Consider the following 26,516-nt stretch of genomic DNA (forward strand, 5'->3'; position numbering starts at 1 on the left):
ATTAAGTTCTTGCTCGTGTGATAATCCGGATTGGAGTTCCTTCAAAGTCAAAGGACTCTCTAATACGATTTTCTAAAAATCTTTCATAAGAAAAATGCATCATCTCTGGCTCATTAACAAACACAACGAAAGTTGGCGGTTTGATAGCCACTTGAGTTGCATAGTAAATACGCAGTCTTTTCCCCTTATCAGTTGGAGCTGGATTTCTTGCAACAGAATCTTCAATTACCTCATTCAATACAGAAGACTGAACTCGCATTGCATGGTTTTCACTTACTTTATTAATAACTGGTAGAAGCGCATGAACACGTTGCTTTGTTTTAGCGGATACGAAAACAATCGGTGCATAATCCAGAAACTGGAAATGATCTCTAATTTTCTTCGTCATCACATTCATTGTTTTATCATCTTTTTCAATTGCATCCCATTTGTTCATGACGATAATAACTGCTTTACCTGCCTCATGCGCGTAGCCTGCAATTTTTTTATCTTGCTCTTGAATACCTTCTTCTGCATTCAGAACAACTAAAACAACGTCAGAACGTTCGATCGCCTTTAAAGCACGTAATACACTGTATTTCTCTGTCGTTTCATACACTTTCCCTTTTTTACGCATACCTGCTGTATCAATCATTACGTACTCCTGACCATCAAAAGAGTATTCCGTATCAATCGCATCTCTTGTTGTTCCAGCGATATCACTTACGATTACACGATCATGACCTAAAAATGCGTTGATCAAAGAAGATTTCCCTACATTTGGACGTCCGATTAGAGAAAACTTAATAACTTCTTCTCCATATTCTATATCCTCTATGTCTGGGAAATTCTTCGCTACCTCATCTAGCAAATCTCCTAATCCAAGTCCATGAGAGCCTGAGATTGGGAAAGGTTCACCTAATCCTAAAGCATAAAAGTCATAGAGTAAGTCACGCATATCAGGATTATCGATTTTATTAACGGCTAGTACGATTGGTTTTTTTGTTTTATATAAAATTTTGGCAACATATTCGTCTGCTGCTGTAATTCCTTCTCGACCATTCGTTAAGAAAATGATAACATCTGCTTCATCCATTGCTATTTCAGCTTGTTGCTTAATCTGTTCTAAAAACGGCTCGTCGCTTAGTTCAATACCTCCTGTATCGATAATATTGAATTCATGTGTCAACCAATCGGCAGAACTATATATACGATCACGTGTAATCCCTGGAATATCTTCCACGATGGATACGCGTTCTCCTACGATTCGATTAAATATAGTCGATTTGCCGACATTTGGCCTACCAACGATTGCTACTACTGGTTTTGTCATTACTTTTTCATCCTTCCAACTTCGTCTAAGTTGTATTATACAACAAAAAGACAAAAACAGGCGACTTTATTGAAGTCACCTGTTTTTGTAGAGTATAGTTTTAGTTATTATTTGAGAAGCCTTTCAGCTTGTCACCGAGTACATCACTTATAGAAAATCCTCTTGACTCTTCAGGCATTTGATAATCTTCTATATTATAACGATCTTCATTTTCAACTAATTCTTTGATGCTTAAAGATAGACGCTTTTCAGCACTGTTAACTTCTATTACTTTAACTTGTACTTCTTCGCCCTCTCTTAAGACCTCTTGTGGATTACTAATATGCTTATGCGCAATTTGAGAAATATGCACAAGTCCCTCTACTCCAGGGAATACTTCTACAAACGCACCGTAAGAAACAAGGCGTTTTACTTTCCCAGTTAGTATTGCTCCTTTTGATGCTTTTTCTTCAACCTCTGCCCATGGTCCAGGAAGTGTATCCTTAATAGATAAAGAAATTCTTTCTGCATCACGATCGATTGATAAAACTTTTACTTTGACTTCTTGGCCTTCCGTTAAAACGTCCGCAACATTTTCTAAATGCTCGTACGAAATTTGTGAAATATGAACAAGTCCATCAACTCCGCCAATATCGACAAATGCACCGAACGAAGCTAATCGTTGTACTGTACCGGTCAACACGTCACCACTTTTAATGGATTCAAATGTTTGTTGCTTACTAACAGATTTTTCATCTTCTACTACTGCTTTGTGAGAAAGAATCAGTCTATTTTTATCTTTTTCGAGCTCTACTATTTTAAAGGTTATTACCTTCCCTTTATAGTCTTCAAAGGATTCTACAAAATGATCCTCTATCAATGACGCAGGGATGAAACCACGGACACCTAAATCTACTACTAGTCCGCCTTTAACTACTTCTTTTACTTCAGTTTCGATTATTTCTCCAGATTGGAATTGTTTTTCTAACTTCTCCCAAGCTTTTTCCGCATCCACTCTTCTTTTAGAAAGGACAAAGTTAGCTTCTTCCACTTTAGTAATCATTAATTCCAATTCGTCACCGATGGAAACGGAGTCGGATGCTTTTTCAATATGCAAGCTAGATAGTTCACTTATAGGAACTATTCCATCAAAAGGTGCTCCTTCAATTGTTACGATAATAGATTTTTCATCTACTTGTGCAACCGTTGCTTTTACTAGTTCACCCTCTTTAAACTCATTCGTGTCGTTTAAGTTCATTTCTTCTGACATATGATATTCCTCCTTCACAGCGTCTCTATTCTATTTTATGCGAATTGGCACAGAATTACAAAAGGAAGCACTTTTCAAATAATAATATTCTAATTATTTCGATTTATGCTCTTTAAGTAATTTGGCAATATTCTCCATTATCATATCTGTAACTTCATCTGCTGAAGCCTTTCTTTCACGGTAAGGTTTAATATCAATTGGCTCGCCGTATACTACTTTTAACTTTTTAAAAGGTTTATAAGGTCCTATTATAGCGCATGGGACAACATTTGCTTCTCCACGTAACGCAAAGAATCCCGCCCCACTAAATCCTTTTCCAAGCGTGCCATCCTTACTTCTAGTCCCTTCAGGGAATAACCCAACCACTTCTCCCTCTTTTAAAAGCTTAATAGCTGTTCGAAGAGCATCCCGGTCGCTCAGTCCTCTTTTCACTGGGAATGCATTCACTCCAGGTAAAATCCCTTTCAATAGTGGGATATTAAATAATTCAGCTTTTGCCATAAAATGTACTGGTCTCGGAGCAAGTATCCCAACCACTGGTGGATCTAAAGCATTGATGTGATTAGAGCATAACAAAATCCCACCATCTTTTGGAAAATTTTCCGTTCCAATAACGTCAAATCTATAAATTGGTTTTAACGCTGAAAAAACAACCGTCTTTGCAAAGGAGTAAAGATTCAATTTAAGACATCCTTTCTTTTGCAAGATGCATAATTTTTTCCGATACTTCATCAACCGTTAATAAAGTGGTATCAATAAAAATTGCATCATCTGCCTGTACTAATGGTGAAGCTTGCCGCTCACTATCTAACTTATCTCTCAGAGTGATCTCTTGTTTAAGTTCTTCAAGGTTTGTTTCTATTCCTCTATTTTGGTTATCTAAATATCTTCTTTTTGCTCTTTCTTCCACACTGGCACTCATAAAAATTTTCAACTCAGCGTCCTTTAATACATGGGTACCGATATCTCTACCATCCATTACGATACTTCCACTTTCACCCATTTCCATCTGTCTTTTAACCATTTCTTCGCGTAATGTTGCATGTGCAGCAACTGCTGAAACAGATGCTGTAACCTCTTTTGAACGAATTTCTTCGGTGACAGCCACATTATCAAGAAATATCAATTGGCCAGCTGGAGAAGGTTTTAATTCTATTAAAGTTTCCTTTAATAAGTTTGTTAATTTAACTTCGTCTTGCAAATCTATGTTCTCTTGTAGTGCTTTATACGTGATTGCACGGTACATAGCACCTGTGTCTACATATGTATATCCTAGTAACTCTGCGGTTTTTTTAGCAATCGTACTTTTGCCTGCTGCTGCCGGGCCATCTATGGCTATTTGTATTTGTTTTTTCAATCTGTTTGCCTCCACTCTATTCCTTTACATTTTATCATAGAACTGTATTAATGAGAAAAAAGCAAGCATCCTAAATGATAACTTATTTTTAATAGTTACGAAGATAGTCCTGCCGTAAATTTTAAGAGGCTACACAAAAGTTATACTTTGTGTAACCTCTTTTTTGATTTAACTCATTGTTTTCTTTCGAATCAATAGTTGACGTTCAAAACAAAATCGTACAATTTGCTGTTTATCTAGGTCATCCGTATCTGTAAAATGCAAAGATGCAATAGTAAGTGAACCTTTTTCCCAAATCCTAATTACTTGCGCTAGAGTTGTAACATATTTAATATCTCCATTATTAAACAACAGGGGAATTAGTAATGATACTTCATCTCCAGCTTTAAAGTTTACTGGTTTGTTTAAGATAACAGCCGTTCCGCCAGCACTTATATCATCTGTAACAAATTGATATCTTTCCTCATCGAATTGTACAGAAATATCTATAGAAGTACTAACGCGAACAAAATCTCTACGTTGTATACGTAAAAATTCAGATACCGCTGGAAGCGCAAGCTTGACCATTGGTATTTGTTTTGATTTTTTTCCCAATACCTCTGTTTGAAATGCATAAACCGCCTTTGTATCTTCCACAAAAGTTGCTCTTAGCTGCATCCCGTCCATTAAAAAAACTGTTCTATTGGAAATTGTATCCATCGGATAATCGATATAAATAAATTGATTGTCTAAATCGACCACTTTACATCGATATTTTTCTGTTTTATCAGTAAAGGTTGGCTCTAACGTTAATTGCGTACCAAGTTTGATTTTCATAAGCAACCCTCTTTAGTGTCATAATATACTTTCTATTATGACATTGCAGTGAGTATTTTTCTATAGAAAAAAGTTCTATGGTAGTTTATCCGCATGTAAAACTTCATGGTTTTCGGTATCTATATAAATTTTGTATGTGCCAATAGAATCATTCCTAGCTAATATCTGATAGGCCAATCGTTGTTGAAGTTGTTTGTTTTCCACATATGCTAAGCGCTCTTCTTCTACAAAAAAGTTATTTGAAAAGAGTTCCGCTTTATCTAATGGTATTATTTCTTGCTTATCAATTTTTTCTTTTTGAATATATTCCATTGCATTTAAACCGAGTAATTCACCATTATCCTTCGCAATTTTTAATTGTAGACCATCCGCATATATTAATGCATCATTACTCTCGTCTCTTCTCGCAAATGATAAATGCCAAGCCACTGAATTTTCACGATATTCTACCATCTCTGTGTCCGAAAAACCTAATGTTTTCATATATTCGGCAGACTTATCTTTCATCTGCTGTACTGTTATAGTCGTTTTGTCAAAAGGTCTTTCCAGTAAAAATGACAGTATATGTCCACCCTTTTTAGTTAAATCTGCATAACCTATTCGAATACCTTCATGGAATTTAATATGGTAAAAAGGATAAGGAGCATCTTCAGAACTTTCCGTTATGTGTATTTTTGCATCCTTAAACTCTGGAAACAATTTAATAAACCGTTCCTGAGCCTCATCTGAAGTAATTTCGGTGTCCTGAATATGCTGTAAATCCCTTTTCTTTTGTTGATCTGTTTCACTTGCAGTCATTGGGAAGTCGCTTTCTGTATACGCCTTTACAGAATTACCTAGTGACTTCCAATTCTTCTCGCCGCTTTTATCTAATTTATTTTGAACAAACGCTGTTACGATATAATCTTTGTTCCCACCATCTTTGTTCGTAAATGCCCACTGATCTGAAAGTGCTTGCAAGTTTTCTCTTGCACTGACCATGTTCTTTTGCCATTCCTCAATTGGCACCTTGCCATTTTTTACCTGCGCAGCACCGTTGCCTAGTCTGTTTAAATAATTCATCCATACTGTAGATGTTTCGTTACTAATTGGCAATGCACTTATAGAATTTCTTATATCCGAGGAAATTCTCCATACATCTTCTAAAGGCTGATCTAAAGCTTCCTTATCCGTAAATAGCATTGTCTGATCAACGGACTCTGTTAGCTTAGTCAATTTTTCAGATGCCGAGGTCAACTGATTGGAGTATTGTACTGCTAATGCATTTTCTAGTCGTTTATTTTGAGACTGAACAGAGAAATGATACATAAGAAAGATTACTGCAACGGAAGACACGATTACCCATATAGTTTTTTTCATTTTATCTCCTTATGCACAGAAAATATGCTGTCCAATTTTTTTAATTTGCGGTCGACTCCAAATCCATTCACTTGTCGCAGTTTCAGGATTGAAATAATAAATGGCATTTTCAGTTGGATCCCAGCCATTAAGTGCATCTAGCACGGCTTCCTTTGCACGTTCATTTGGTTCTAGCCATATTTGCCCATCCGCGACAGCTGTAAAAGCTAATGGCTGAAAAATTACTTCCGAAACCGTATTTGGAAAGTCCGCATGTTCGACTCGGTTTAAAATTACTGCCGCTACAGCAACCTGCCCTTCGTAAGGCTCACCACGTGCTTCACCATATACAGCATTAGCGATCAGTTTTAAATCTTTTTCCGAATATTGCGGGGGTAGTTGCATATTTGTACTCTCTGCTTTTTGGTTTTTTACTTGCTTATCTAAATCCACCCCACCATAATGCGTAAAACTATTCCCTTTATTAATCTGCTCGTGAACAAATTCTTTATTATAATCAGAAACACCAACTAATTTTTTCTTGGTGGCTTCTCCTAGTAGGCCGTCGATCGGGAGTCCATACTTTTCCTGGAAACTCCTCAATGCCCAGTAGGTACTATAACCAAATTTACCATCTATCTCACTCTTATAAAATCCGATATACTGTAGTCTCGCTTGGAGTTCGATAACGTCGTCCCCATAAGCACCTCGTTCTAATACTTGAGCAGAGAAAGCCTGGGTAGTTGGTTGCTCATGGATTAAAGAAAAACTAATCGTACAAAAAAGCAAACTAATCAGGATGTATTTTATTTGTTTCAAACGACATCTCTCCTTTTTACTTAGCATGGAGTAAAAAGTGTCAAAATATACAAAAAAAGTCTAGCGGTTAGCTAGACTTTTTCTTCTACATAGTATTCATGATTCTTAAATCTTTTTTTACGAGATAAAACATGGGCTTTCTTCACTTTGGATAAACTAAATAACCACAAAAACAACATAAATGGTACCATCAATAAAAGCTCCAAGCCTGTAATGCCTAGAATACTATTGTAAATAGTGTGCAAAGTAAGTGGTGCTATCAATGCATAAACTATTTCATAACGAGATTTCGTTATGGTCGTAAATTTTGCTCTACCGATATAATATCCCATCAATACACCGAATAGTGCATGACTAGAAACTGGAAGAATTGCACGTATAAATGCTTCTTCCATACCAAAATTCAATAAATACAATATATTTTCAACAGTCGCAAAACCTAGCGCTACGCTCGCACCATATAAAATGCCATCGTAGGGATCATCGAACTCCACATGCTTATAGATAGCTACAATAAGAACTAGCCATTTAAAGAACTCTTCAAGTGCACTCGTTACAATAGCTTGATGTATAAACGAAGAAGAAAAAATCTGTTCCTCTTGAAAAACATGTTGAATAAACAAGATTGGAAATGTTAATATAGCGCCATATATAAATGTATGTAACAATAATCTGGAGGGTTCTGCAGAAATTTCTTTACGCAAGTAAAAATAACTTAACAGTGCTAAAGCAGGGGCTATTGCAACGGAAAGTAGTATGAACATAAACTTACTCCTTCCATTTCATTATTACTATTATACCTTAAATACGCAGAATATGGGAGGTACTTACAATGAAAACTATTTTACTAATCCACACAGGTGGAACGATATCCATGCAGGTGCATGCAGAAACCGGTGCTGTTGTACCAGCAGATCAGAATCCACTATTAATTGAGGCAGAAAAACTTAGATCATTAGCCAATATAGTGGAAATAGAAGCTTTTAATCTCCCTTCACCACATATTACTCCTTTCGAGATGTTGAAGTTGAAACAGCTTATTGACCAATATATTTTAACTGACGATATAGATGGTGTTGTCATTACGCATGGAACAGATACGTTGGAAGAAACTGCATACTTTTTGGATCTCACTGTTGATACTAAAATCCCAATAGTCCTTACTGGTGCGATGCGTTCTTCCAATGAAATCGGAGCAGATGGATTATATAATTTGATGTCTGCTATCCAGGTGGCTTCTTCCGATGATGCAAAAGGGAAAGGTGTATTAGTTGTATTAAATGATGAAATACACACTGCGGAAAATGTGACTAAGACCCACACAAGTAATGTAAGTACTTTTCAGAGTCCACAATATGGACCTATTGGTTTTATATCTAAGTCAATCGTACATTTTCATCATTCTCCTAATCATCGTATCGTTTTTCCGATTGAGCATATCGAGAAAAAAGTCACATTGTTTAAAGTATATGCAGGAATGGAGCCAGACTTGCTAAAAGCATCGATAGATTTGGGGTATGATGGAATAGTATTGGAGGGTTTAGGTCAAGGAAATGTACCCCCAAGCCTGGTTTCTGTCATTGAAGAAACATTAAATAAAGGAATTCCCATAGTGTTAGTATCCAGATGTTTTAATGGAATTGCGCAAGACGTGTATGGTTATAGAGGTGGAGGGAAAGGACTTAAAGACGCAGGTGTAGTTTTTGCCCAAGGTTTAAATGGGCAAAAAGCACGACTAGCCTTACTAATAGCATTGAACCATCCTAATCCACAAAAAGCGATCGAGTGTATTTTTTAGAGGTAAGTTTTAGTTGTTTAGAATATTAAAGAGTAGCTTTCGTAACTCAGTGAGTTTACTGCTAGCTACTCTTTTTCTATTGTAGTAATAAAGTGAAGTTGATTGTAGAAATGATTATACAATTCCCCATTTTAATGATATCGATTTTACAAATGACCATTTACTTGCGTCCATCTGACGAACCGTAGCCGCCGACAAGGGATTGAAATCAAGTTTAATAAAACTAAAGAGGCTGAACAGAAGTAGAAATTTTATTGGATAAGGAGAAACCTTTACTAAATAATGGATATTTAATAAAATTGATTGGAATGGAGGGGCGACTCCTACGGTAATAGCGTGACACCTGAGACTACAGGTTCAGGCCACGCCCGTGGAAAGCGTCCCTGGAATGGAAATCAATTTTGTGCACAGCAAAAAAACAGCATTTTTCTCACAGAGAAAAATGCTGTTTTGGAGTTCTGTCCCAGTCTCTCTTATATGAATCCTGTTTTAATAAAAAATATTTTATTGACTATTATCCTCTGTCTGCTCTGTAGGTTCTTCGGTTGGATCTGGCTCATCTTCATCGACACCGTTACAGCCGAATAAAAAACCTGTTGATAATATAACAGACACAAGCGCAAAAGTATGTTTTTTCTTCATCTTAATCCCTCCATTTCTAATCTACTCCCGTTAATGTCTCCCACTTCTTTAAAAGTATTCATTACGCTGAAAACTTATTTGTTTTAGCCATATGTTCTCTTTTGACGCTAATGATAATTTCAATGGGGCATTCATCATTTTCGTCGCATAGTATCCTGATTTCTGCATTCGTCCAAGTTTATAATAAACAAAAAAATCACCCCTAATTCAAAAATTTAGGGATGATTTTCTATAGATTTGGACTATGGAATGCTTATTTAAATCTGGTACGATTAAATAAGTATTTACTTGTCATCTTGTTTTCTTTTTATTTCTTTTGCAATTTGCTCTCCATGGAATCGTCCATTTTCAATAAAAATTTCATTTGCGTTATTACCAGCAGCTATAACACCAGCAATGAAAATTCCTTCTACATTCGTTTCCATCGTATCCGCATCATAAGCTGGTCTTCCTGTAGCTTCATCGATTTGAATACCCATTTGTTTTAAAAATGCATGATCTGGATGATAACCTGTCATAGCAAATACATAATCATTTGTTATTTGGAATTCTCCTGTTTGACTATTTTTTAAACTTACATTAGATGCGCCAATTTTTGATACTTCAGTATTAAAATGCATTTGTACTTCATTATTTCTAACAAGGCCATCAAATTCAGGTAGAACCCATGGTTTTATACTTGGCGAATACTCGCCCCCACGGTAAGCTACCGTCACATTAGCTCCAGCTTTGTTTAGTTCTAGAGCTGCATCGATAGCCGAGTTTTTTCCGCCTATTACTAATACATCTAAACCGAAGTAAGGATGCCCCTCTTTGAAATAATGATGAACCTTTTCTAATTCTTCACCAGGAATGTTCATATAGTTCGGGTGGTCATAATAACCAGTTGCAATGACTACATATGTTGCCACATAAATTCCCTTAGAAGTGTATACCTTAAAATTATTTTCATGTTTCTCTACTTTTTGCACTTGTTCATATTTATGGACATCAATATTATTTAGTTTTACCACTTCTCGATAGTAGACTAGAGCTTGATTTCGTTTTGGCTTTCTCTCCTCTACTATAAATGGAACTTCGCCAATTGATAATTTCTCACTCGTGCTAAAAAAAGTCTGATGTGTGGGGTAATTATAAATAGCCTCCACTACATTTCCTTTCTCGATTACGATGGTTTTTAGTCCAATATTTTGCGTAGAAATAGCCGTTGCTAAGCCACAAGGCCCTCCCCCAACTATTAATACATCTACCTGCTGATACACAAAAAAACTTCCTTTCTTTTATTCACTCAATGTCTTCCACTAATTGTTACTAAATGACATTCCGATTTGGCACCTAGTCTAAGTGGAACTCCGGTTGTTCCATATCCATTACTAATGAGCTCTGCACTATTTTCTTTTTCACGATAGCTTCCCTTCTCATATATCCCAAATGGACCAAAGCGTATTTGTCCACCGTGAAGATGACCAGCTAGAAGCAGATGTGGCTTACTTATCTTTTTCGCATTATTAAAGTACGCAGGAGCATGGGTTGTAAAAATGATGATATCCGATTCTTCAACGTCTTTGAACGCCTCGTATATTTTTACATTTCCCGCGAATCCATCATTAATCCCAACTATTCGAATAGAAAAATCGTTTTTCTCAAACTTAACTGAGCTATTTTCCAAAATAAGAACATCATGGTCATCTAAGATATTTCGTAAGTTTTCTTCTCCAACTTCTCGATCATTGTTACCGAACACGTAACAGGTAATTCCTAACTTAGCAAGCTTCCTAATATTTTCATTTGTCCGTTTTAAAGGGACGCCTCTCTCTGTTAAATCTCCTCCAATTATTACGAGATCTACTTTTCCGATTAGTCTTTGAATAAGTTTTTCACTTAATTTTCTCCGATGGATGTCAGATATGAAAAAAACATGAAATTGATTGTCCTTCGTCCATTCGTCAATCAACAGAGAATGGGTATGAACATTTGTTTGAAAAGCTAAAAATAACATATATAAAAAAATACTAAAAAATATAACCAATACAATACCAATTATCCATCCAATCAAGCATATACCCCCAAACAACATGGAAAAGGACAGGGAAATTCCCCTGCCCTACATTCGTGTCTACTAGCTGCTAATTTTACTCTTCTTTGTCAATATGTAGAACACGAAACCCTGACTTTTCTAGATCAGCTAAAATACGATCAATCTTTGAATCGTTTTCAATCTTTAATACAATACGTCTGAATAGTTTATCTGTTTCATCGAAAGTTACGATTGAAATGACTGAGGCATGATATTTATGAAGCACATCCGTCATTTTTTGAATCCGTCCCTCTGATTCCACAGAAGTGAAGGTAATACGTGTTCCTTTACTATTCATACCAAATGCACTTTTAAATTGTTCAACTGCGTCATAACGGGTAACTAATCCAAGAAATTTTCCGTCCTCCACCACAGCTAGGACTGGAAAATCATGAAGCTTAATCATTGCATTTTCGAAAACATCCTCGTAGCGAACAAATATATCTTCGTTCGTCATAATATCTGTTACTTTTGTTTGCTCCATGAAAGCTTCTTTATCCAGATTGCTATAGAAATAAGCTTTATACAAAAGGTATTTATTGAACATACCTACGTATTTTCCATTGTCTAAAATCGGTAAAGCATCCATTTCTTTTTCTTCTAATTCACGGAGGGCCGACGATACCGTCGCAGTCACCTGAACAGTTATACACTTTTCTTTTGGGATCATCACACTTTTTACAAACATAATAGCACCTCTTCCAACTTAGGATATACTTTATATATTCAACATTTGTGAAAAATATCCTTCTTTCTTTACGTTTAAGGCAGTACTAGCTTTTGTCCAACTGCAATTTCATTTGATGTAAGACCATTTGCAGACTTTATTTTTTCGACTGCTGATGGATCATTATAATAATTTACAGCTATACGATATAGTGTTTCATTTTCCTTTACTATATGCGTTTTAGAACTAGCCACTTCGGTAGGCTCTGTTTTCTCTACAACAACTGGTTCTTTCTTCGGCTCTTCAGTAACTTCCTCTTTTGGTTCCTCTTTTGGTTCTTCAGCTGGCTGCTTTGTTTCTACTTCTTCTTTAGTAGTTTCCTCTTTTTCTGTTCCATTGTTAATCGTCTGTGTTTCAACATGTATCGTATCATTTTTTACTACTTCTGCTTTATCTGGATCAGCTTCATAGAAAAACTGCACATAAATAAAGATACTAACTGGTATTAATATAAAAATACAAAAGACAGTAGGAATTAATAAGTTTCTAGATTTTTTCTTAGGTTTCTTATTTGAACTTCTACTTCTTCTCATTTCATTGGAATCGTCATCTTGTCCAATGGATTGTCGATGTTCGTCGATTTTTTTTTGATAATCATCTTGGTTCATTTTATTCAAACTCCATTTCTACCTTCATTTCTACTTCTATTATGACGAATATTGTAGAAAAAGTAAACTTAACTAAAGTATTAAGATGGGAGGAGAAAATTTAGTCTGTTTTTCCAATTCATTTCATCCTGGTCATTCTTTTCATCTGATCTTTTTCGTAAGATGCTTGAAACGTCTAACTTACATTTAGAGCAACAATAGTGAGGTTTTTCTAATAATGTTTGGTCAAAATAATGTAGTAGCTGCTGACGTAAACAAGTATCATTTTGTATCATTGAGTAAAAACTTTGTATATCCAGCCACTTTTTTTGTTTAATTTGCTTAAATAATTCAATTGTTTCTTGCTCATTTAATTGCTCTTTCCAATAAGTTAGAATACGTGTTGTAGTCTCCGACTGTTCGACTTCAGAATACTCAGGCTGATAAGCAATTTGAATATCTGTTTCCTCTGGAAAGTCTTGCATCGCTACGTAAAAAGTTTGGTCGACATCCGTAGAAGTATATAAAAGCGAGGCGATTGCTTGATTGCCATCTCTAGCAGCTCTACCAACCTCCTGCATATATCCTGCTACAGATGTAGGAATATGATCATGAATAACTTGTCTGATATTATCTTTGTGAATACCCATTCCAAAGGCGTTAGTCGCACAAATCCAATCTAATTGTCCTTGCTGAAACTGTTGCTGGATTAATATCCGGTCACTTTGCTCCATTTTGGCATGGTAATAGGCAACAGAAATTCCTTGTTCTAGTAGCATCGTTGCATAAACTTGCGTCTTTTTACGTGATTGTGTATAAATTATCCCTGGACCTTCTGTAGAGGTGACTCTACCTAGTATCCATTTCATTTTTTCTTGTTGGTTTTCTACCTCAACCATTTCATATGCAATAGCAGGACGATCAAGTGAATGAATATATTCAAATGGTTGTGTCATCCGTAAAGTCTTTTTAATATCCACCACAACTTCTTTTGTCGCAGTAGCTGTTAACGCAAGAACGTTCACAGTACTTAGTGAATGTAACCAATTGGATATTCTTAAATAATCAGGTCGAAAATCAAATCCCCACTGTGAAATACAGTGCGCCTCATCTGCTACAACATATGCGATGGAAAGTTCTCTAAGCGCACGGTTAAATTGTTCATTTTGGAGCATCTCTGGTGAAGTAAATATAAATTTAAAATCAGCTAAGTGACGAAAAGCCATTTCTCTTTCTTGGAATGGTAAAAATGAATTTATGGCAATAACTCTTTTTTCCCCTAGTATTTTCAATTGTTCCACTTGATCTTGCATAAGAGATAAGAGAGGCGAGACTATAATGACAGACCCCTCCATTAGATAAGCTGGTAACTGATAGAGAAGAGATTTCCCCATACCTGTTGGAAGTATAGCAACAACATCTTTTCCATCAATAATTTGTTCTATTACCTCTTTTTGGCCATCTCGAAAGTTTGCATGGCCGAACTTTTTCTGAAGAATCTCATTTAATTTATTCATGAATTTGTTCTCCCTTTGTCAATGCTAAACGTACTTGAAAAAAACTAGCTTCCGGTAATCTATCTTTTATGATAGAAAGTTTTTTTGTATGTAACTCGTTTGATAGATGAAGAATTTCTTCTATTTGCTCATTCGAAATAAAAGCAGAAACGGAGAACTTTTTATTGTTTGATACGATTTCAATAACATGATCCTCTATTGTATTAATCTTCAACTTTCTTATTTTAGCAATTTGTTCAATAGAATGACCTTTTTCAAATAGGCTGTTTGTTTTAAAAGCAGAGTCAGTTAGCGGAGTATCGATATGAATATCTTTAGCTAAATCAAATAACAGAGGGCTTGTCTCCATCGAAATATTATCTAATAGACTATGTAAGCACTCTAAAAAAGTAATTTTGATATTCAAATCAGTCAAATGATAGTAGCGAGCCAATTGTTCCCATGTCAAACCAGTTTTGTTAAAGCCACTAAGGCGGTAAACAAATAATGTTCTGTGTAAATCATTTAAAGTAGGATTTTCAAGTAAATGAAATATTTCTTGCTTAATATCGTTCTTTAAGTTGGAATGTTGAAAATTATTCTGGATTAAAAAGTCTCTAACAAAATGCTGAGTAGCAATATCCTTCTGATTTGGTACAAATCTTTTCTCATTTGCCTGGAACTGCGACAACGTTTGGACAACCAAATCGATTCTTTTCCAAAAGATTTGTTCCTTCCCTCTATATTGCCAACCGTTTAAGTGAAGCTTTTTGTCTTGTGGTAATGCATTAACTCCTTTGTTAGTTATATAGACAAGTGATTCCTTTAACTGAATAAACTCTCCTTTAAACAAATCACCGATCGCTGCATCATAATCTTCCTTCGATAATTGTGGAAGAATCGAGAAAAAAGCATGAAGTTGAAAATATGTCACATCTTGAATAGTTTGTCCTGATTTTTTGCCTTTTAATAAATAATATGCGGCATTCTCAGAACGTTGACCGGTTATTTTATGTATAATAAATAGTAATATTTGATGAAAATGCATAGGAATACCTCTCTTTTCTGAAGTATTTTGGTTGAAATGTATGGAAAACATCTTTAGAATGAATACGATAGCATATTCGTTTTAGTAGTTATAAAGGAGAGAATATAATAATGGCAAAATATACAATTGTAGATAAAGATACATGTATTGCATGCGGAGCTTGTGGAGCAGCTGCCCCAGATATTTATGATTATGATGATGAAGGTATCGCTTTCGTTATTTTAGATGATAACATGGGTACAACAGAAGTTCCAGAAGAACTAATGGAGGATATGGAAGATGCATTTGAGGGTTGTCCTACTGATTCTATTAAAGTAGCAGATGAGTCTTTCGAAGGCGACGCACTGAAATACGAATAGATTTTTGGAATGGTGATTGTGACGTTGTCATGATTACCATTCTTTTTTATTATGTAAGAAAAAACGGGCAAAAGGATGCCCGGTCCTCTTTGAACAAAATCTAGATATGCAGTTGATTGTAGCGAAGAGCGGACGCTTTTCGTGGGCACGGCTTCAGCCGCTTCCTTTGCTCCTGCGCAAGCTCGTTTCGCTACGCTCAGTCCAGGGTCTTCAGCTCGCGCTGTTCCCACTGGAGTCGCTGCTCTGCGCTCCAATCAACAATGTTCACTTTACAAAAACTGATATTGGAAACAGTATCAACTAAATAATCGAGGATTATATATAATACGTCAGGATGAAATTAACGCTAGTAATAAGGAAAGCCCTATCATCTAAGCGATATGCTATGCCCAATCACCTAGTGGAGTAATACTCATTACATTTGTAGTGGAATGTGGCGACTCCAGCGAGATAAGCGAGAAAGTCGAGACCCCGCTGGTAGCATAGCGAACGAGGAGGCTCGGCCTCGCCAGCGGAAAGCGTCCACATGTAACGGAAATCAGCAGTATCAATATATAGATCTTGTTCTTTAAAATGACTGGATATCTGAGTTCAAGGTAAAAAGTTCTATATTTTCCTCTAAAAAAAGTTGTTCCTCCTATTGGAGAAACAACTTTTTGTTAATTTGTATTAGGTTTCATATATGAATTAGTTACCTTATCAAGCAATGGCTTCATTCGTTTGAATAATACAATCATCACAATTGTTACTATTATACCTTTAATCAAATTAAAAGGTAGTACACCGAAAATGATAGTATTAAACAAGGCGGAACCTGTTTCCATTGGGAAATTTAAGAAATAAGTGTACATTGGTAAAAACACATAATAGTTTAATACACTCATACCAATCGCCATAGATACTGTTCCTGCTCCCAATCCGACCATAATACCTTTTGACGTAGTAACTTTACGGTAAATCAGATATACAGGTGTTAAAAATAAGATGCTAGTTACAAAGTTAGCCATATGACCAACAGGCACTCCAGTTGGACTTCCTGCAAATAGCCAATCTAACACATTTTTTAGAAATGCGACTAGAATTCCTGCTACTGGTCCCATCGTGATTGCAGCAATTAATGCTGGAATATCACTAAAGTCCACCTTTAAATAAGCCGGTAAAACCGGTAATGGAAATGCAAGTAGCATTAAAACAAAAGAAATACTACTAAGCATTGCGACTGCAATAAGCATCCGCGTTTTGCCTTTTAACATAAAATCCTCTCTCCTTTTGCGATTCACTCCACAAGAAGAAAGGTTCAGCACGTTTGCATACTTAAAGAATCCCTTGAACTATTAGAGTTCAAGGGAGAAACAAGGTACACTTAAATAAGCATATCCGTATAAGCATACGAAAAACGACTGTACCTTCACCTTCTCCCATCCAGACTATACTGTCGGCTTTGGAATTTAACCAAATCAACCTGTTAAGGTTCGCGGGCTGAAGAAATAAATTTCTAATACCGCCGGTCGGGAATTGCACCCTGCCCCGAAGATGAATCAATATTTTGTTGTCCTTCAAGAATTATCTTGAATTAATAACATTTTATCAAATAAAGTCAATATATGCAACAGACCTGTTTGTAATTAGGAAATAACCTAATATGTTTTATTTCAAAACAATCAATCATTTTCTATTAGGTTGATAAGTATTTCAAAACAAAAAATGCCAAGCTCAATTTAATTTAATAAGCATTGGCATTTTTCGTTATTTAATTGGTTTGCATAGTAAAACCATTCGGCCCGATTGGAACTGGAAGTGGGCTCGTCAAATCGATTCCATTCCAATTTTCTTGTACAACATTCTCTAATTGAATGGATTGATTAAAGCTTGCAGCTGTTAAGGAAAAAGCTTCTATAAATCGAGATGCCTCACTCGCATCTAGTGATTCCAAGTTTAAAGGTTCATCGAAACGCACAACAAATCCTTTATCCTCTTGTACTGTATACGTAACATCATTCGGTATTACAGAGGTATAAATGTCGTTTTCAGGATTTTTCATACCTATCAAAGCTTCTTTTAGTGTAGCGAATGTTTTATTAAAATTTGGAGTTAAATATGTCTCTTTGTTAAAAGCGTTATATGCAAAATAATTTACCTTTTGCTCTGTCCCTTTTAGCGCAACAGGTTCATCTAAAGTTCCAACCTGATCCCATTCAATAGGTGAGCCATCTTCATTTACTCGTAATAATGAATTAAAATCAGTAAAAATTTCATTGATAGAAGAGAAATATGGTCTCGCTGTTCCAGGGGCAGTATCGTAACCATGATCTGTCGGCAAATAATGCTTTAACATTTTACCCTCTGCCAAAAAGTAGCCTTTATAAGGATGATATTCTTGGAATCCAAGGGAAGTTTCATCAATCCCAAACGCATATCTACCATATAGCTCCAGGCTATTTGGTGTATTGCTTGGAAAATCATTTTCTATTTGTTCCTTAGGAATTACAATCGTGATTGGTACGGAAAGAGCATTTTCTAACAGAGAAAAATGAAATACTGTTCCTCCATTTAAATCATTCTCGTAAACTGAAGTATTTTGACTATCAAAAGGAACTAATTCAAATGTCTCTGCTACTTTTCCAGACATAAACGTCATATCGTTAGACTTTTCCTCTTCTACTGCGTCCATAGAGGCTTCTTCAGTTATTTCCATTGTTCTCATATTATCGTTTGCCGTTGATGGCTCTGCGGCCTTATCAGCTGTGGAACTCTCATTATTATTTACATAGGAAGAGACGAGAACTGTTAATATTAATACGGATGCTACAGAAATGATAAAAGGCACCCATTTGTTCAATGAAACTCCTATACGCTTCCTATTTTCAGTTTTCTCCTGAGATTCTAACTCCGACTTAATCCGTTGGTATATATCATCCTTCGAGCGTTTATCTGTAAACTGAGGCATATTAGTTAATAGCTCATCTAATACACGATCTTCTGTCTTTTTTTCAGTCATGATGAACATCTGCCTCCTTTTGCTTATCAGATAATCGCTCACGAAGTGCTTTTATTGCACGATGTTGCGTTGTCTTCACTTTCCCTTCTGACCAATTTAATATTTCTGAAGTTTCCGCAATCGAAAGCTCCTGGAAATACCGCATGATAATGACCATTTTCTGATCCCCAGTACAATCATCCAATGCAACTAATAATGTTCTCATCTCATCATTAAGCTGTACTAAATCTTCTGGTAGCATATCTGAAGATGCAAGTTGCATCGTTTCCCAGTCAAATGAGTCAAATAACCTCTTTTTTCTGACCGCCTGTTTTCTAAAATGGTCAATTGCTATATTTTTTGCTATTGAAAATAACCATGTTTTTTCTGAACTTTTCCCCTCAAAACTACTATAAGCTCTAAGTACTCGTACATATACTTCTTGGACCAAGTCTTCCGCAGTTTGTCTATTTTTCACCAAATATATGAGAAACTGAAAAACGTCTTGATGATATGTATCATACAAGCGGTGGAAAACGGAGTCATTCATAGGCTCCCCCCGTTCTTTCAATTAGTCGTTTCAAGTCCAAATTTGTTACACGGCTTTTTTCCCGCATTAACGCGAAAGCCGATTAAAGTCGCCACGTTCTTTATGTCGTAGGACTCCTGCATCAAGGCTAGGTCTAGGAAGCAAATTTTTAGTGGGTGACAATTGCGTGCCACGGGACAATAAGATGGCACTGCAGCTTAATGCTGCGTTTTTGCCTAAGTCCTATTTACAATCAATGGGGGATGAAAACCCCACCACTGATAGATGGTTCACTTTATTGGTAAATTAATAATAAAGGATGTACCTACCCCTATCTCGCTTTCTGCAGTTAAGACACCATCATGTCTTTCCACAATATTCTTTGCGATAGCCAATCCTAAGCCAGTGCCACTTTTCCCTCTTGTTCTAGCCTTATCAGCTTTATAAAAACGTTCGAATACATACGGAAGATCTTCTTTTGGAATTCCATATCCTGTGTCGATTACCTTTATAACAAATTGAGCATCTGTTCTACTTAATTGGACGGTAACAGAGCCATTCTCTGTCGTATGCCTAAGAGCATTGTCTATTAGATTCGTAAGCACTTGTTCCATACGGTCCTCATCAAGTTCCATCGATAAATCTTCGGTTAAGTTATGCTTAAAGGACAATCCAATATTTTTTTCTTTGGCAACCTGATCAAATTTTTGTGTTATTCGTTCAATTGTCGGTACAACAGAAACGTTCTCTTTATATATACTCAAATAACCTGATTCTAGTCGTGCCAAATCTAACAATTCGGTTACTAGTCTTCCCATTCGCTTAGACTCATCATAAATAATACGGATCATTTCATTTTTATCGTCTTCGGTTGTGACAACATTATCTATTATTGCTTCTGAATAGCCTTGAAGCATTGAAATAGGGGTTCTAAGCTCATGAGAAACGTTTGCGATAAAATCCGATCTCATTTTATCCAAACGATGCTGTTCGGTCATATCACGAAGTACAATTACCGCACCACGCACACCATTACCATTTGTGAATAGAAGACTAATAGATGCAGCAAAATAGGATCCTTTAATTTCTAGCTCTTCATCAAACTCTTCTTCTACATCAAAAACATATTCCAAAAGATGATGCAGTTCAGCTGGCAGCTTCGAATCTTCTAATGTTTCTGCGTTTGCATACCATTTATCGAATAATAGATCTGCCTGTGGGTTACTAACTTGAACTTCAAATTTAGTATCAAATGTAATAACTGCATCCGTCATAGAAGTTAGTATGCTTGCTAATTGCTCCTTCTCCTGGTTGATCACTTCTACATGGTGCTTCAATTGTTTTCCCATTTGGTTAAAAGCAATTCCTAGTTCCCCAATTTCATCCTTCTGAAGATAAGGAACTTTTGTTTCAAAATTACCTTTAGCTAATTGAATCGCCGCTTCCCTCATAGATCTTAGCGGTAAAGTAATACGAGATGTTAAGAAAAAAGTAAACATTGTAGTTAAAAGTAATGCGATAAACCCTGATAAGAATACAATTTTCGTCGTACTATTCGTTGTCTTACTAACAACTTCCAAGCTTTGATAAATAAATACAGCCCCGTGGATATTTTTACCTGCTTCTAAAGGCGTAGCTAGAATAATATAATCCTCCATACGATCTTCGCTATTCATAGCAGGCATCAGCATTTTCTTTACGATTGGCTCATCAGATGTGTATATTTTAGACAATTGCTTGTCATCCAATATCTTTTTTTGAACTACCTCTTTGTTCAATCCTTCATGGACAGATAAAAAAATAGATTCTGAATTGCGCACGATTAAAGTGTTAGTTTCTGTGCCTAAAATATCTTGTATTATTTCAAACGAGTCTTCTACATTATCATGCTGCTCAACAATTTTACCAATAGTTACTGCCTCTTTACGAAGTGATTCCTCTGCCTGCTCTGTGTGGAAATCTCCTAGAAATTCAAGTAGTAAAACGGTTACAATAAATAACACAAATAAGACGAGAAGCAGTATGGTTCCCCATAGCTTCCCGACAACACTATTCCAAAGCCTATTCATTTACAACCTCAAATTTATATCCGACGCCCCATACAGTAACAATCATTTTAGCAGACTTCTCGGAAACTCTGTTTAACTTTTCCCGCAACCGTTTTACGTGAGTGTCAACTGTTCTTAAATCCCCGAAGAAATCATAATGCCATACTTCTTTTAATAACTGTTCGCGATCAAATACTTTGTCTGGTGCTTTCGCTAAGAAATAAAGTAATTCATATTCCTTAGGAGTTAAACCTACTTCAACACCATCTGCAGTAACTCTATGCGCATCATGATCTATCGTTAGATGCGGAAACACTACTATTTCTTTAGAAATAGACGTTCCTTGTGAAGGTGCAAAAGCAGTAGAGCGCTTCAAAAGAGCTTTTACTCGTAACACGACCTCTCTTGGGCTGAACGGTTTTACAATATAATCATCTGCTCCCAGTTCAAAACCTTCCACACGGTTAGCTTCTTCGCCTTTAGCTGTCAATAATATAATAGGTGTTTCTTTATGCATGCGTAGCTCTGTCATCACTTCTATGCCATCTTTTTCAGGCATCATTATATCTAATAGGATGCAATTATACTCAAATTCTAGTGCGAGCTGTAATGCAACTTCTCCATTTTCAGCTTCTTCTACTTCATAGCCCTCTCGTTCTAAATACATTTTCAATAGACGACGAATACGTTCTTCATCCTCAACTACTAAAAGTTTAATTGTGTCAGACATAGTTTTATCAAACCTTTCTATCAACATCTACTTTATATTGTACAATTACTGTACTCAAAATGAAAGAAAAGCTCTTCCTCCTGTTAACTTAAGAGTAAAGAGCTTTCTAAGTGTGCACTAGTTCTATTTTTGGTTATGTCCAGCTCCAGCGCATAGCCCCTCGAGTCGCTTCAAACTTGCTAACAAAGGCAAAGAACGCCATTATTGCAATTCTTTCCAGCGCTTGCTCCTGCGCAAAGCTCGTCGCAGAAAATCGTTTTGCTCCTGCGCAAAGCTCGTCGTAGAAGAACCGTGTCAGGACTGACATAGGCGCTTGCGCTCTTAATTATGCATAAGAATGTAATCCCGCTAAAATTAGATTTACAGCGATTAAGTTAAACATGATTATGATAAAGCCAATTAAAGCAATCCAAGCTGACTTCTTACCTTCCCAGCCTTTTGATAAACGAAGATGTAAGAATACTGCGTAGAATAAGAACGTGATAAGCGCCCATACTTCTTTTGGATCCCAGCCCCAAAAACGTGACCAAGCCTCATGAGCCCATATCATAGCAAATATTAATGCTCCAAGTGTAAACACAGGGAAACCGATTAATACGGATCGATATCCGATTTCATCCATCAATTGAGAATTAGACTTATTCGTAAGTGGTTGTAATACAACAGAAATACGTTTCCGTAATATTAAACGAAGTAACACATAAATTACTGCACCAAAGAGAATAGACCAAACAACTGTAGTCAGTTTTTTAGCATTTACTAACGGAGGCATTTCCACTAGTGGTTCAAATGCACCTTCTGTAATTGCTTCAGATTCGTTCATACCAAATAGAGCTGGCATTGTGTATTCAATTGTATGCTGCGTTTCATCTTTACTTATATACGAATATTCGGCATTGTAATCCGCAATTGTAAACGATAGCGTAGAAACAACAAATCCTACAACGAGCACTAAAACGAACATAACTGCTTCAATCCAAAAACGTTCCTTGGATTTTTTAGTCAGATCAATATTTTTCAATAAATAAATAAATCCTGCTACAGCACTAATCGCTAAAATTGCCTCACCCATTGCTGCAGTAATTACGTGAATAGTCAGCCAATAACTTTTTAATGCTGGTATTAATGGGGTAATTTCTGTCGGGAACATGCTTGCGTATGCAATGATTAGTACTGCAATAGGTAAAGCAAACAATCCAAGAGCAGGTGCCTTATATATAAAGTAAATAAGAATAAATGCTCCTACAATCATCATTCCAAATGCAGCAGTAAACTCAAATAGGTTACTTACAGGAGCGTGTCCTGCAGCAATCCATCTAGTGATAAAATAACCAAGATTAGCTATAAATCCTAAAATGGTAACGATGATTGCTAATTTTCCCCATCTATCAAAGGACTTGGTGGACTGAGCACTCGAAGATCTAACTGCTCCTCCAAATAAAAACGTAGCAACTAGGTACGCTACAAAAGCTATAAATAATAAAGTACTGCTTAAAGATGCCATATCCATGTTATTAAACCCCTTCCCCTTTATCCACTTTTTCTACGAAAGAATCTAAATCCTGTTGATCTAGATATTCAGGAAGATGAGCTGCTTCAGCAACTTTGTCCAAATCTCTCTTCACACTCAACCAGTTTTTGTTAGTGTGTGCAGCAACAACAGTCTGTCCATCTTCTAATAATTGAATCCAAATTCGACGATGATTCCAGTACGAGCCCTGTGCTACACCAATCATGAAGATTAGTCCTCCTAGGGCTAGAAGTGGTAGTGTCAAATCCTTACGAACTGTTAATCCAGATACATCTCTTGTCTCCACACTTTGGAAAGCAATTTTATGTTGGTTTTCCCCAAGTGGTTCAACTGTTTCTTTAATCATTACAAAACTAGTTTCTCCTTTAGGGAATTCTGGACTATACATTTTAACTAAAAATGCCGGGTTGTTCGGAAGAGGTGATTGAGATTGTGGTACTCCTTCTTCAAATCCAGTAAAGTCTGCGTAATAATCCATAATCTCTACTTTATACCCGTCACCCAATTCATATAGTGGCTGAGGATCTGCTAAATCAATTGTAAATTCGCCAAATGATTGTTGTGTTTCTTTATCTTGTAACTGGAATGTCATTGTTGCCAATTCATCCAATCGGAAGTCCATTTGGAACACTGAGAAGTTATCAAATTTAATCGGCTTATTTACTTGGATGGAAGCTTCTTTTTCGAATGTTAAGTCCTCTGTATGTCCGGCTACAGAATCTTCTGGACCTTTATACAAGGCAACATCTGTCTGATAGTTCTTCGCAATCGTACCTACTCGATCAATTGCCTCACCATAAACTTCTTTAGACTCCTCTTTTGAGTATGTCTCATAGATGAATTCCTTACTTTCTAAGAAATAACCATCAGTTTCGGGCACATAAAGCGTTTCTCCTTCTCGTAACCACATCGTTTCATCAACATAAAAACCTGGAAGAGCACGAAGCATTACACCAAAAAGGAATATAATGAGACCTAAATGGTTCACGTAAGGACCCCAGCGTGAAAAACGTCCTCGTTCTGCTAAGATAGCATTGCCTTCACGTTTTACATTGTACTTAAGTCCTTTAAGCTTTTCTTCTGCTTTTAGTAAAGATTCTTCTGTAACATCAGCTTTACCAATTCCAAAAATTCGTTGACGTTTTAAGAAACTAAAATGTCTTTTCGTCTTTTGTTTTTTCAGTGATTTATATAGAGGTATGACTCTATCTAAACTTGCGATAACGAGAGAAATACCTAACATGCCAACTAGTACCTGAAACCACCAAGAGCTATATAAGTCCGACAATCCAAGCTCATAATATATTGTTCCAAACCAACCATAGATTCTCTCATAATATGCTGCAATATCCGTTTCATTTGTTGCAGGCACATAAAATACTTGAGGAAGTATAGTTCCTATTGCTGCTGCAACTAAAATCGCAACAATTATCCACATACCTACTTTTACACTGGAAAAGAAATTCCATACTTTATCAATTATCGTCTTATTATACGTTTGAGACCTTCTTGCAGATCCTTCATAACGCATATCCACAATTTTCTTTTCTTTTGTCTCTTCAGTTAATGGACGCCCACAGCTTTCACATAATTCTGTACCAGCTGGATTAACGTTTCCACATGTACAAACTATCTTGTCCATCTTTAAAACTCCTTCATGAAGGTTTAATTTGATCCATAAAATTCGCAATATCTTCTTCTGTCATTTCGCCTTTAATAATTTTCTCAATCTTTCCTTCTGGATTGATCAAAAAGGTTGTTGGCAGCGGATCAATATTATATGATTCCATTACACTTTTATTACGATCAATTGCTATAGGAAAAGTCAAACCATATCGATTTGAAAAGCTATTAACCTTTAGATCTGATTCTCCAATATTTATGGCCAATGTTTGGACGCCGCGATCTGTAAACTCTCCGTACTGATTGTCCATTGCCGGCATTTCTTTTGCACAAGGCTTACACCATGTACCCCAGAAGTTTAGAAATACGCCTTGCCCTTTATAATCAGACAAACGTCTTTCGTTACCATCCATATCAACTAATACAAAGTCCGGAGCTTTATCGCCTACTTGTAATACAGCATTTTTCTCTTTATTTAGATTGGAGTAAACTGTAAAAACAATAGCAACGACGAGTACTGCTAATATAACGGTTCTCATATAAAATCGTCGTTTTTTAGAATGTGCCAATTTGTTAACCTCCATTTCCAAGCATAATCATGAATTATTATAACAAAATTTACAAATTAAAAGAGCCTTACTTATGAAGGCTTTGTGAACACATAGGCTTTATTTTCCTATTTTCCCCGTCTCTGCTAATACTCTCATTTGTTTTACTTCATGAGTGGTCAATTCTCTCCATTCACCAGCATTTAAGCCATGAAGCGTTAAGAAACCGAATTGTTCTCTTTTGAGCTTTTGAACTGGAAAACCTATTGCATCGAACATTCTACGTACTTGGCGGTTTTTTCCCTCATGTATGGTAATCTCTATAATTGATTTGTCTGCTTTACGCTCCGAGGATAATAATTTAACTCTCGCAGGAGCTGTTTTACCATCTTCTAAAACGATCCCTCGCTCCAGTGGACGCAACTGCTCCTTTAAAGGGACTCCTTTTACTCGTGCTACATATGTTTTGTCTACTTTATATTTTGGATGTGTAAGCGCATATGAAAAATCGCCATCATTCGTAAGAAGTAACACACCTGAAGTTTCATAATCCAGTCTCCCAACAGGATATAAGCGCTCTTTCACATGAGGTAAAAGATCCGTTACTGTTTTTCTGCCTTTATCATCTGATACCGCTGAAATCACTCCACGTGGTTTATAAAGTAAATAATATACCTTTTGCTCTTTTTCTAATTTTACTCCTTCAACTTCTACCACATCATTGTCGGACACTTTTAATCCTTGTTCAGTGACTACTTTTCCATTCACTTTAACTTTTCCTTGTGTAATCATTTCTTCTGCTTTTCTTCTTGATGCTACACCTGCATGAGCAAGCACTTTTTGTAATCTTTCCAACACATTCACCTCGTCCATTCTATCCAATTCACATGAGTGAATTATGTCAT

The 26,516-nt window shown here is 36.2% G+C and carries 26 protein-coding genes and 1 riboswitch; of the genes, 2 read left to right on the plus strand and 24 right to left on the minus strand.

Going from position 1 to position 26,516, the window contains the following annotated elements; all coding sequences use genetic code 11:
* Position 1: 1 nt before the first annotated feature.
* From der to prsW, 8 genes are all read right to left on the minus strand, one after another.
* Complete coding sequence (gene der, locus MKY37_RS01675; protein ID WP_340773148.1) at positions 2-1,312, minus strand: ribosome biogenesis GTPase Der; 1,311 nt, start codon at positions 1,310-1,312, stop codon at positions 2-4.
* 100 nt (positions 1,313-1,412) lie between these two features.
* On the minus strand, positions 1,413-2,561 hold the full coding sequence (gene rpsA / locus MKY37_RS01680) for a 30S ribosomal protein S1 (protein WP_340773151.1): 1,149 nt from the start codon (positions 2,559-2,561) through the stop codon (positions 1,413-1,415).
* Between the two features lie 93 nt (positions 2,562-2,654).
* Positions 2,655-3,242: a lysophospholipid acyltransferase family protein gene (locus tag MKY37_RS01685; protein ID WP_340773154.1), complete on the minus strand. Its 588-nt coding sequence runs from the start codon at positions 3,240-3,242 to the stop codon at positions 2,655-2,657.
* 1 nt (position 3,243) lies between these two features.
* On the minus strand, positions 3,244-3,918 hold the full coding sequence (gene cmk, locus MKY37_RS01690; protein ID WP_340773156.1) for a (d)CMP kinase: 675 nt from the start codon (positions 3,916-3,918) through the stop codon (positions 3,244-3,246).
* 168 nt (positions 3,919-4,086) lie between these two features.
* The gene (locus MKY37_RS01695) at positions 4,087-4,734 is read right to left on the minus strand and encodes a flagellar brake protein (protein WP_340773158.1); all 648 of its coding nucleotides are present in this window, start codon (positions 4,732-4,734) and stop codon (positions 4,087-4,089) included.
* Positions 4,735-4,809: 75 nt separating this feature from the next.
* On the minus strand, positions 4,810-6,093 hold the full coding sequence (locus MKY37_RS01700) for a PepSY1/2 domain-containing protein (RefSeq protein WP_340773160.1): 1,284 nt from the start codon (positions 6,091-6,093) through the stop codon (positions 4,810-4,812).
* 9 nt (positions 6,094-6,102) lie between these two features.
* Complete coding sequence (gene sleB, locus MKY37_RS01705; protein WP_445323009.1) at positions 6,103-6,918, minus strand: spore cortex-lytic enzyme; 816 nt, start codon at positions 6,916-6,918, stop codon at positions 6,103-6,105.
* A gap of 44 nt (positions 6,919-6,962) precedes the next feature.
* Complete coding sequence (gene prsW / locus MKY37_RS01710; protein WP_340773161.1) at positions 6,963-7,655, minus strand: glutamic-type intramembrane protease PrsW; 693 nt, start codon at positions 7,653-7,655, stop codon at positions 6,963-6,965.
* Between the two features lie 68 nt (positions 7,656-7,723).
* Between prsW and MKY37_RS01715 the strand changes: the two genes are divergently transcribed.
* Positions 7,724-8,689, plus strand: a complete 966-nt coding sequence (locus tag MKY37_RS01715) for an asparaginase (protein ID WP_340773163.1) — start codon at positions 7,724-7,726, stop codon at positions 8,687-8,689.
* Positions 8,690-9,193: 504 nt separating this feature from the next.
* Here the strand turns inward: MKY37_RS01715 and MKY37_RS01720 are convergent.
* From MKY37_RS01720 to MKY37_RS01750, 7 genes are all read right to left on the minus strand, one after another.
* Positions 9,194-9,331 (minus strand): hypothetical protein, encoded by a 138-nt coding sequence (locus MKY37_RS01720; RefSeq protein WP_211893918.1) that lies wholly within the window; start codon positions 9,329-9,331, stop codon positions 9,194-9,196.
* Positions 9,332-9,615: 284 nt separating this feature from the next.
* Positions 9,616-10,593 (minus strand): YpdA family putative bacillithiol disulfide reductase, encoded by a 978-nt coding sequence (locus MKY37_RS01725; protein ID WP_340773168.1) that lies wholly within the window; start codon positions 10,591-10,593, stop codon positions 9,616-9,618.
* A 26-nt stretch (positions 10,594-10,619) separates the two neighbouring features.
* Complete coding sequence (locus tag MKY37_RS01730; RefSeq protein WP_340773169.1) at positions 10,620-11,387, minus strand: metallophosphoesterase; 768 nt, start codon at positions 11,385-11,387, stop codon at positions 10,620-10,622.
* A 76-nt stretch (positions 11,388-11,463) separates the two neighbouring features.
* Positions 11,464-12,096, minus strand: coding sequence for a CBS domain-containing protein (locus tag MKY37_RS01735; protein WP_340773172.1), 633 nt, complete (start codon positions 12,094-12,096; stop codon positions 11,464-11,466).
* Between the two features lie 74 nt (positions 12,097-12,170).
* Positions 12,171-12,743 carry a LysM peptidoglycan-binding domain-containing protein gene (locus tag MKY37_RS01740; protein ID WP_340773174.1) on the minus strand — a complete coding sequence of 191 codons (573 nt, stop codon included), beginning with the start codon at positions 12,741-12,743 and terminating at the stop codon, positions 12,171-12,173.
* An 80-nt stretch (positions 12,744-12,823) separates the two neighbouring features.
* Positions 12,824-14,239, minus strand: a complete 1,416-nt coding sequence (locus tag MKY37_RS01745; protein WP_340773177.1) for a RecQ family ATP-dependent DNA helicase — start codon at positions 14,237-14,239, stop codon at positions 12,824-12,826.
* Positions 14,232-15,266 carry a helix-turn-helix domain-containing protein gene (locus MKY37_RS01750; RefSeq protein ID WP_340773180.1) on the minus strand — a complete coding sequence of 345 codons (1,035 nt, stop codon included), beginning with the start codon at positions 15,264-15,266 and terminating at the stop codon, positions 14,232-14,234. Before MKY37_RS01750 ends, MKY37_RS01745 begins: the two co-directional genes overlap by 8 nt.
* Before the next feature lie 110 nt (positions 15,267-15,376).
* On the opposite strand from MKY37_RS01750, the gene MKY37_RS01755 reads away from it, so the two are divergent.
* Complete coding sequence (locus MKY37_RS01755; protein WP_211893911.1) at positions 15,377-15,625, plus strand: ferredoxin; 249 nt, start codon at positions 15,377-15,379, stop codon at positions 15,623-15,625.
* Between the two features lie 659 nt (positions 15,626-16,284).
* Here MKY37_RS01755 and MKY37_RS01760 read toward each other — a convergent pair.
* From MKY37_RS01760 to MKY37_RS01800, 9 genes are all read right to left on the minus strand, one after another.
* Complete coding sequence (locus MKY37_RS01760) at positions 16,285-16,878, minus strand: ECF transporter S component (protein WP_340773182.1); 594 nt, start codon at positions 16,876-16,878, stop codon at positions 16,285-16,287.
* A gap of 153 nt (positions 16,879-17,031) precedes the next feature.
* A riboswitch (FMN riboswitch) is annotated at positions 17,032-17,164 on the minus strand.
* A gap of 211 nt (positions 17,165-17,375) precedes the next feature.
* Positions 17,376-18,623, minus strand: a complete 1,248-nt coding sequence (locus MKY37_RS01765) for a hypothetical protein (protein WP_340773185.1) — start codon at positions 18,621-18,623, stop codon at positions 17,376-17,378.
* Positions 18,616-19,152: an RNA polymerase sigma factor SigX gene (gene sigX, locus MKY37_RS01770; RefSeq protein ID WP_340773187.1), complete on the minus strand. Its 537-nt coding sequence runs from the start codon at positions 19,150-19,152 to the stop codon at positions 18,616-18,618. The genes MKY37_RS01765 and sigX overlap by 8 nt, the downstream gene beginning before the upstream one ends.
* A 269-nt stretch (positions 19,153-19,421) precedes the next feature.
* Positions 19,422-21,200, minus strand: coding sequence for an ATP-binding protein (locus MKY37_RS01775; protein ID WP_340773189.1), 1,779 nt, complete (start codon positions 21,198-21,200; stop codon positions 19,422-19,424).
* A complete protein-coding gene (locus tag MKY37_RS01780; protein WP_340779821.1) occupies positions 21,193-21,909 on the minus strand; it encodes a response regulator transcription factor in 717 nt (238 codons plus the stop codon). The genes MKY37_RS01775 and MKY37_RS01780 overlap by 8 nt, the downstream gene beginning before the upstream one ends.
* Positions 21,910-22,234: 325 nt before the next feature.
* Positions 22,235-23,419, minus strand: a complete 1,185-nt coding sequence (ccsB, locus tag MKY37_RS01785) for a c-type cytochrome biogenesis protein CcsB (protein ID WP_340773192.1) — start codon at positions 23,417-23,419, stop codon at positions 22,235-22,237.
* Positions 23,420-23,423: 4 nt separating this feature from the next.
* Entirely contained in the window at positions 23,424-25,082 is a 1,659-nt protein-coding gene (gene resB, locus MKY37_RS01790; RefSeq protein ID WP_340773194.1) for a cytochrome c biogenesis protein ResB, read from the minus strand.
* A gap of 13 nt (positions 25,083-25,095) precedes the next feature.
* The gene (gene resA, locus MKY37_RS01795; RefSeq protein ID WP_340773197.1) at positions 25,096-25,632 is read right to left on the minus strand and encodes a thiol-disulfide oxidoreductase ResA; all 537 of its coding nucleotides are present in this window, start codon (positions 25,630-25,632) and stop codon (positions 25,096-25,098) included.
* 99 nt (positions 25,633-25,731) lie between these two features.
* A complete protein-coding gene (locus tag MKY37_RS01800) occupies positions 25,732-26,466 on the minus strand; it encodes a pseudouridine synthase (RefSeq protein ID WP_269920885.1) in 735 nt (244 codons plus the stop codon).
* Positions 26,467-26,516: the final 50 nt, after the last annotated feature.

The sequence above is a fragment of the Psychrobacillus sp. FSL K6-2836 genome (genome assembly GCF_038003085.1).
Taxonomy (GTDB): Bacteria; Bacillota; Bacilli; order Bacillales_A; family Planococcaceae; genus Psychrobacillus.

Coding starts and splice junctions, on each gene's coding strand:
- der (WP_340773148.1), bottom strand. CDS start 1,312: ATGACAAAACCAGTAGTAGCAATCGTTGGTAGGCCAAATGTCGGCAAA.
- rpsA (WP_340773151.1), bottom strand. CDS start 2,561: ATGTCAGAAGAAATGAACTTAAACGACACGAATGAGTTTAAAGAGGGT.
- MKY37_RS01695 (WP_340773158.1), bottom strand. CDS start 4,734: ATGAAAATCAAACTTGGTACGCAATTAACGTTAGAGCCAACCTTTACT.
- MKY37_RS01700 (WP_340773160.1), bottom strand. CDS start 6,093: ATGAAAAAAACTATATGGGTAATCGTGTCTTCCGTTGCAGTAATCTTT.
- sleB (WP_445323009.1), bottom strand. CDS start 6,918: ATGCTAAGTAAAAAGGAGAGATGTCGTTTGAAACAAATAAAATACATC.
- prsW (WP_340773161.1), bottom strand. CDS start 7,655: ATGTTCATACTACTTTCCGTTGCAATAGCCCCTGCTTTAGCACTGTTA.
- MKY37_RS01715 (WP_340773163.1), top strand. CDS start 7,724: ATGAAAACTATTTTACTAATCCACACAGGTGGAACGATATCCATGCAG.
- MKY37_RS01720 (WP_211893918.1), bottom strand. CDS start 9,331: ATGAAGAAAAAACATACTTTTGCGCTTGTGTCTGTTATATTATCAACA.
- MKY37_RS01735 (WP_340773172.1), bottom strand. CDS start 12,096: ATGTTTGTAAAAAGTGTGATGATCCCAAAAGAAAAGTGTATAACTGTT.
- MKY37_RS01740 (WP_340773174.1), bottom strand. CDS start 12,743: ATGAACCAAGATGATTATCAAAAAAAAATCGACGAACATCGACAATCC.
- MKY37_RS01745 (WP_340773177.1), bottom strand. CDS start 14,239: ATGAATAAATTAAATGAGATTCTTCAGAAAAAGTTCGGCCATGCAAAC.
- MKY37_RS01750 (WP_340773180.1), bottom strand. CDS start 15,266: ATGCATTTTCATCAAATATTACTATTTATTATACATAAAATAACCGGT.
- MKY37_RS01755 (WP_211893911.1), top strand. CDS start 15,377: ATGGCAAAATATACAATTGTAGATAAAGATACATGTATTGCATGCGGA.
- MKY37_RS01760 (WP_340773182.1), bottom strand. CDS start 16,878: ATGTTAAAAGGCAAAACGCGGATGCTTATTGCAGTCGCAATGCTTAGT.
- MKY37_RS01765 (WP_340773185.1), bottom strand. CDS start 18,623: ATGACTGAAAAAAAGACAGAAGATCGTGTATTAGATGAGCTATTAACT.
- sigX (WP_340773187.1), bottom strand. CDS start 19,152: ATGAATGACTCCGTTTTCCACCGCTTGTATGATACATATCATCAAGAC.
- MKY37_RS01775 (WP_340773189.1), bottom strand. CDS start 21,200: ATGAATAGGCTTTGGAATAGTGTTGTCGGGAAGCTATGGGGAACCATA.
- MKY37_RS01780 (WP_340779821.1), bottom strand. CDS start 21,909: ATGTCTGACACAATTAAACTTTTAGTAGTTGAGGATGAAGAACGTATT.
- ccsB (WP_340773192.1), bottom strand. CDS start 23,419: ATGGATATGGCATCTTTAAGCAGTACTTTATTATTTATAGCTTTTGTA.
- resB (WP_340773194.1), bottom strand. CDS start 25,082: ATGGACAAGATAGTTTGTACATGTGGAAACGTTAATCCAGCTGGTACA.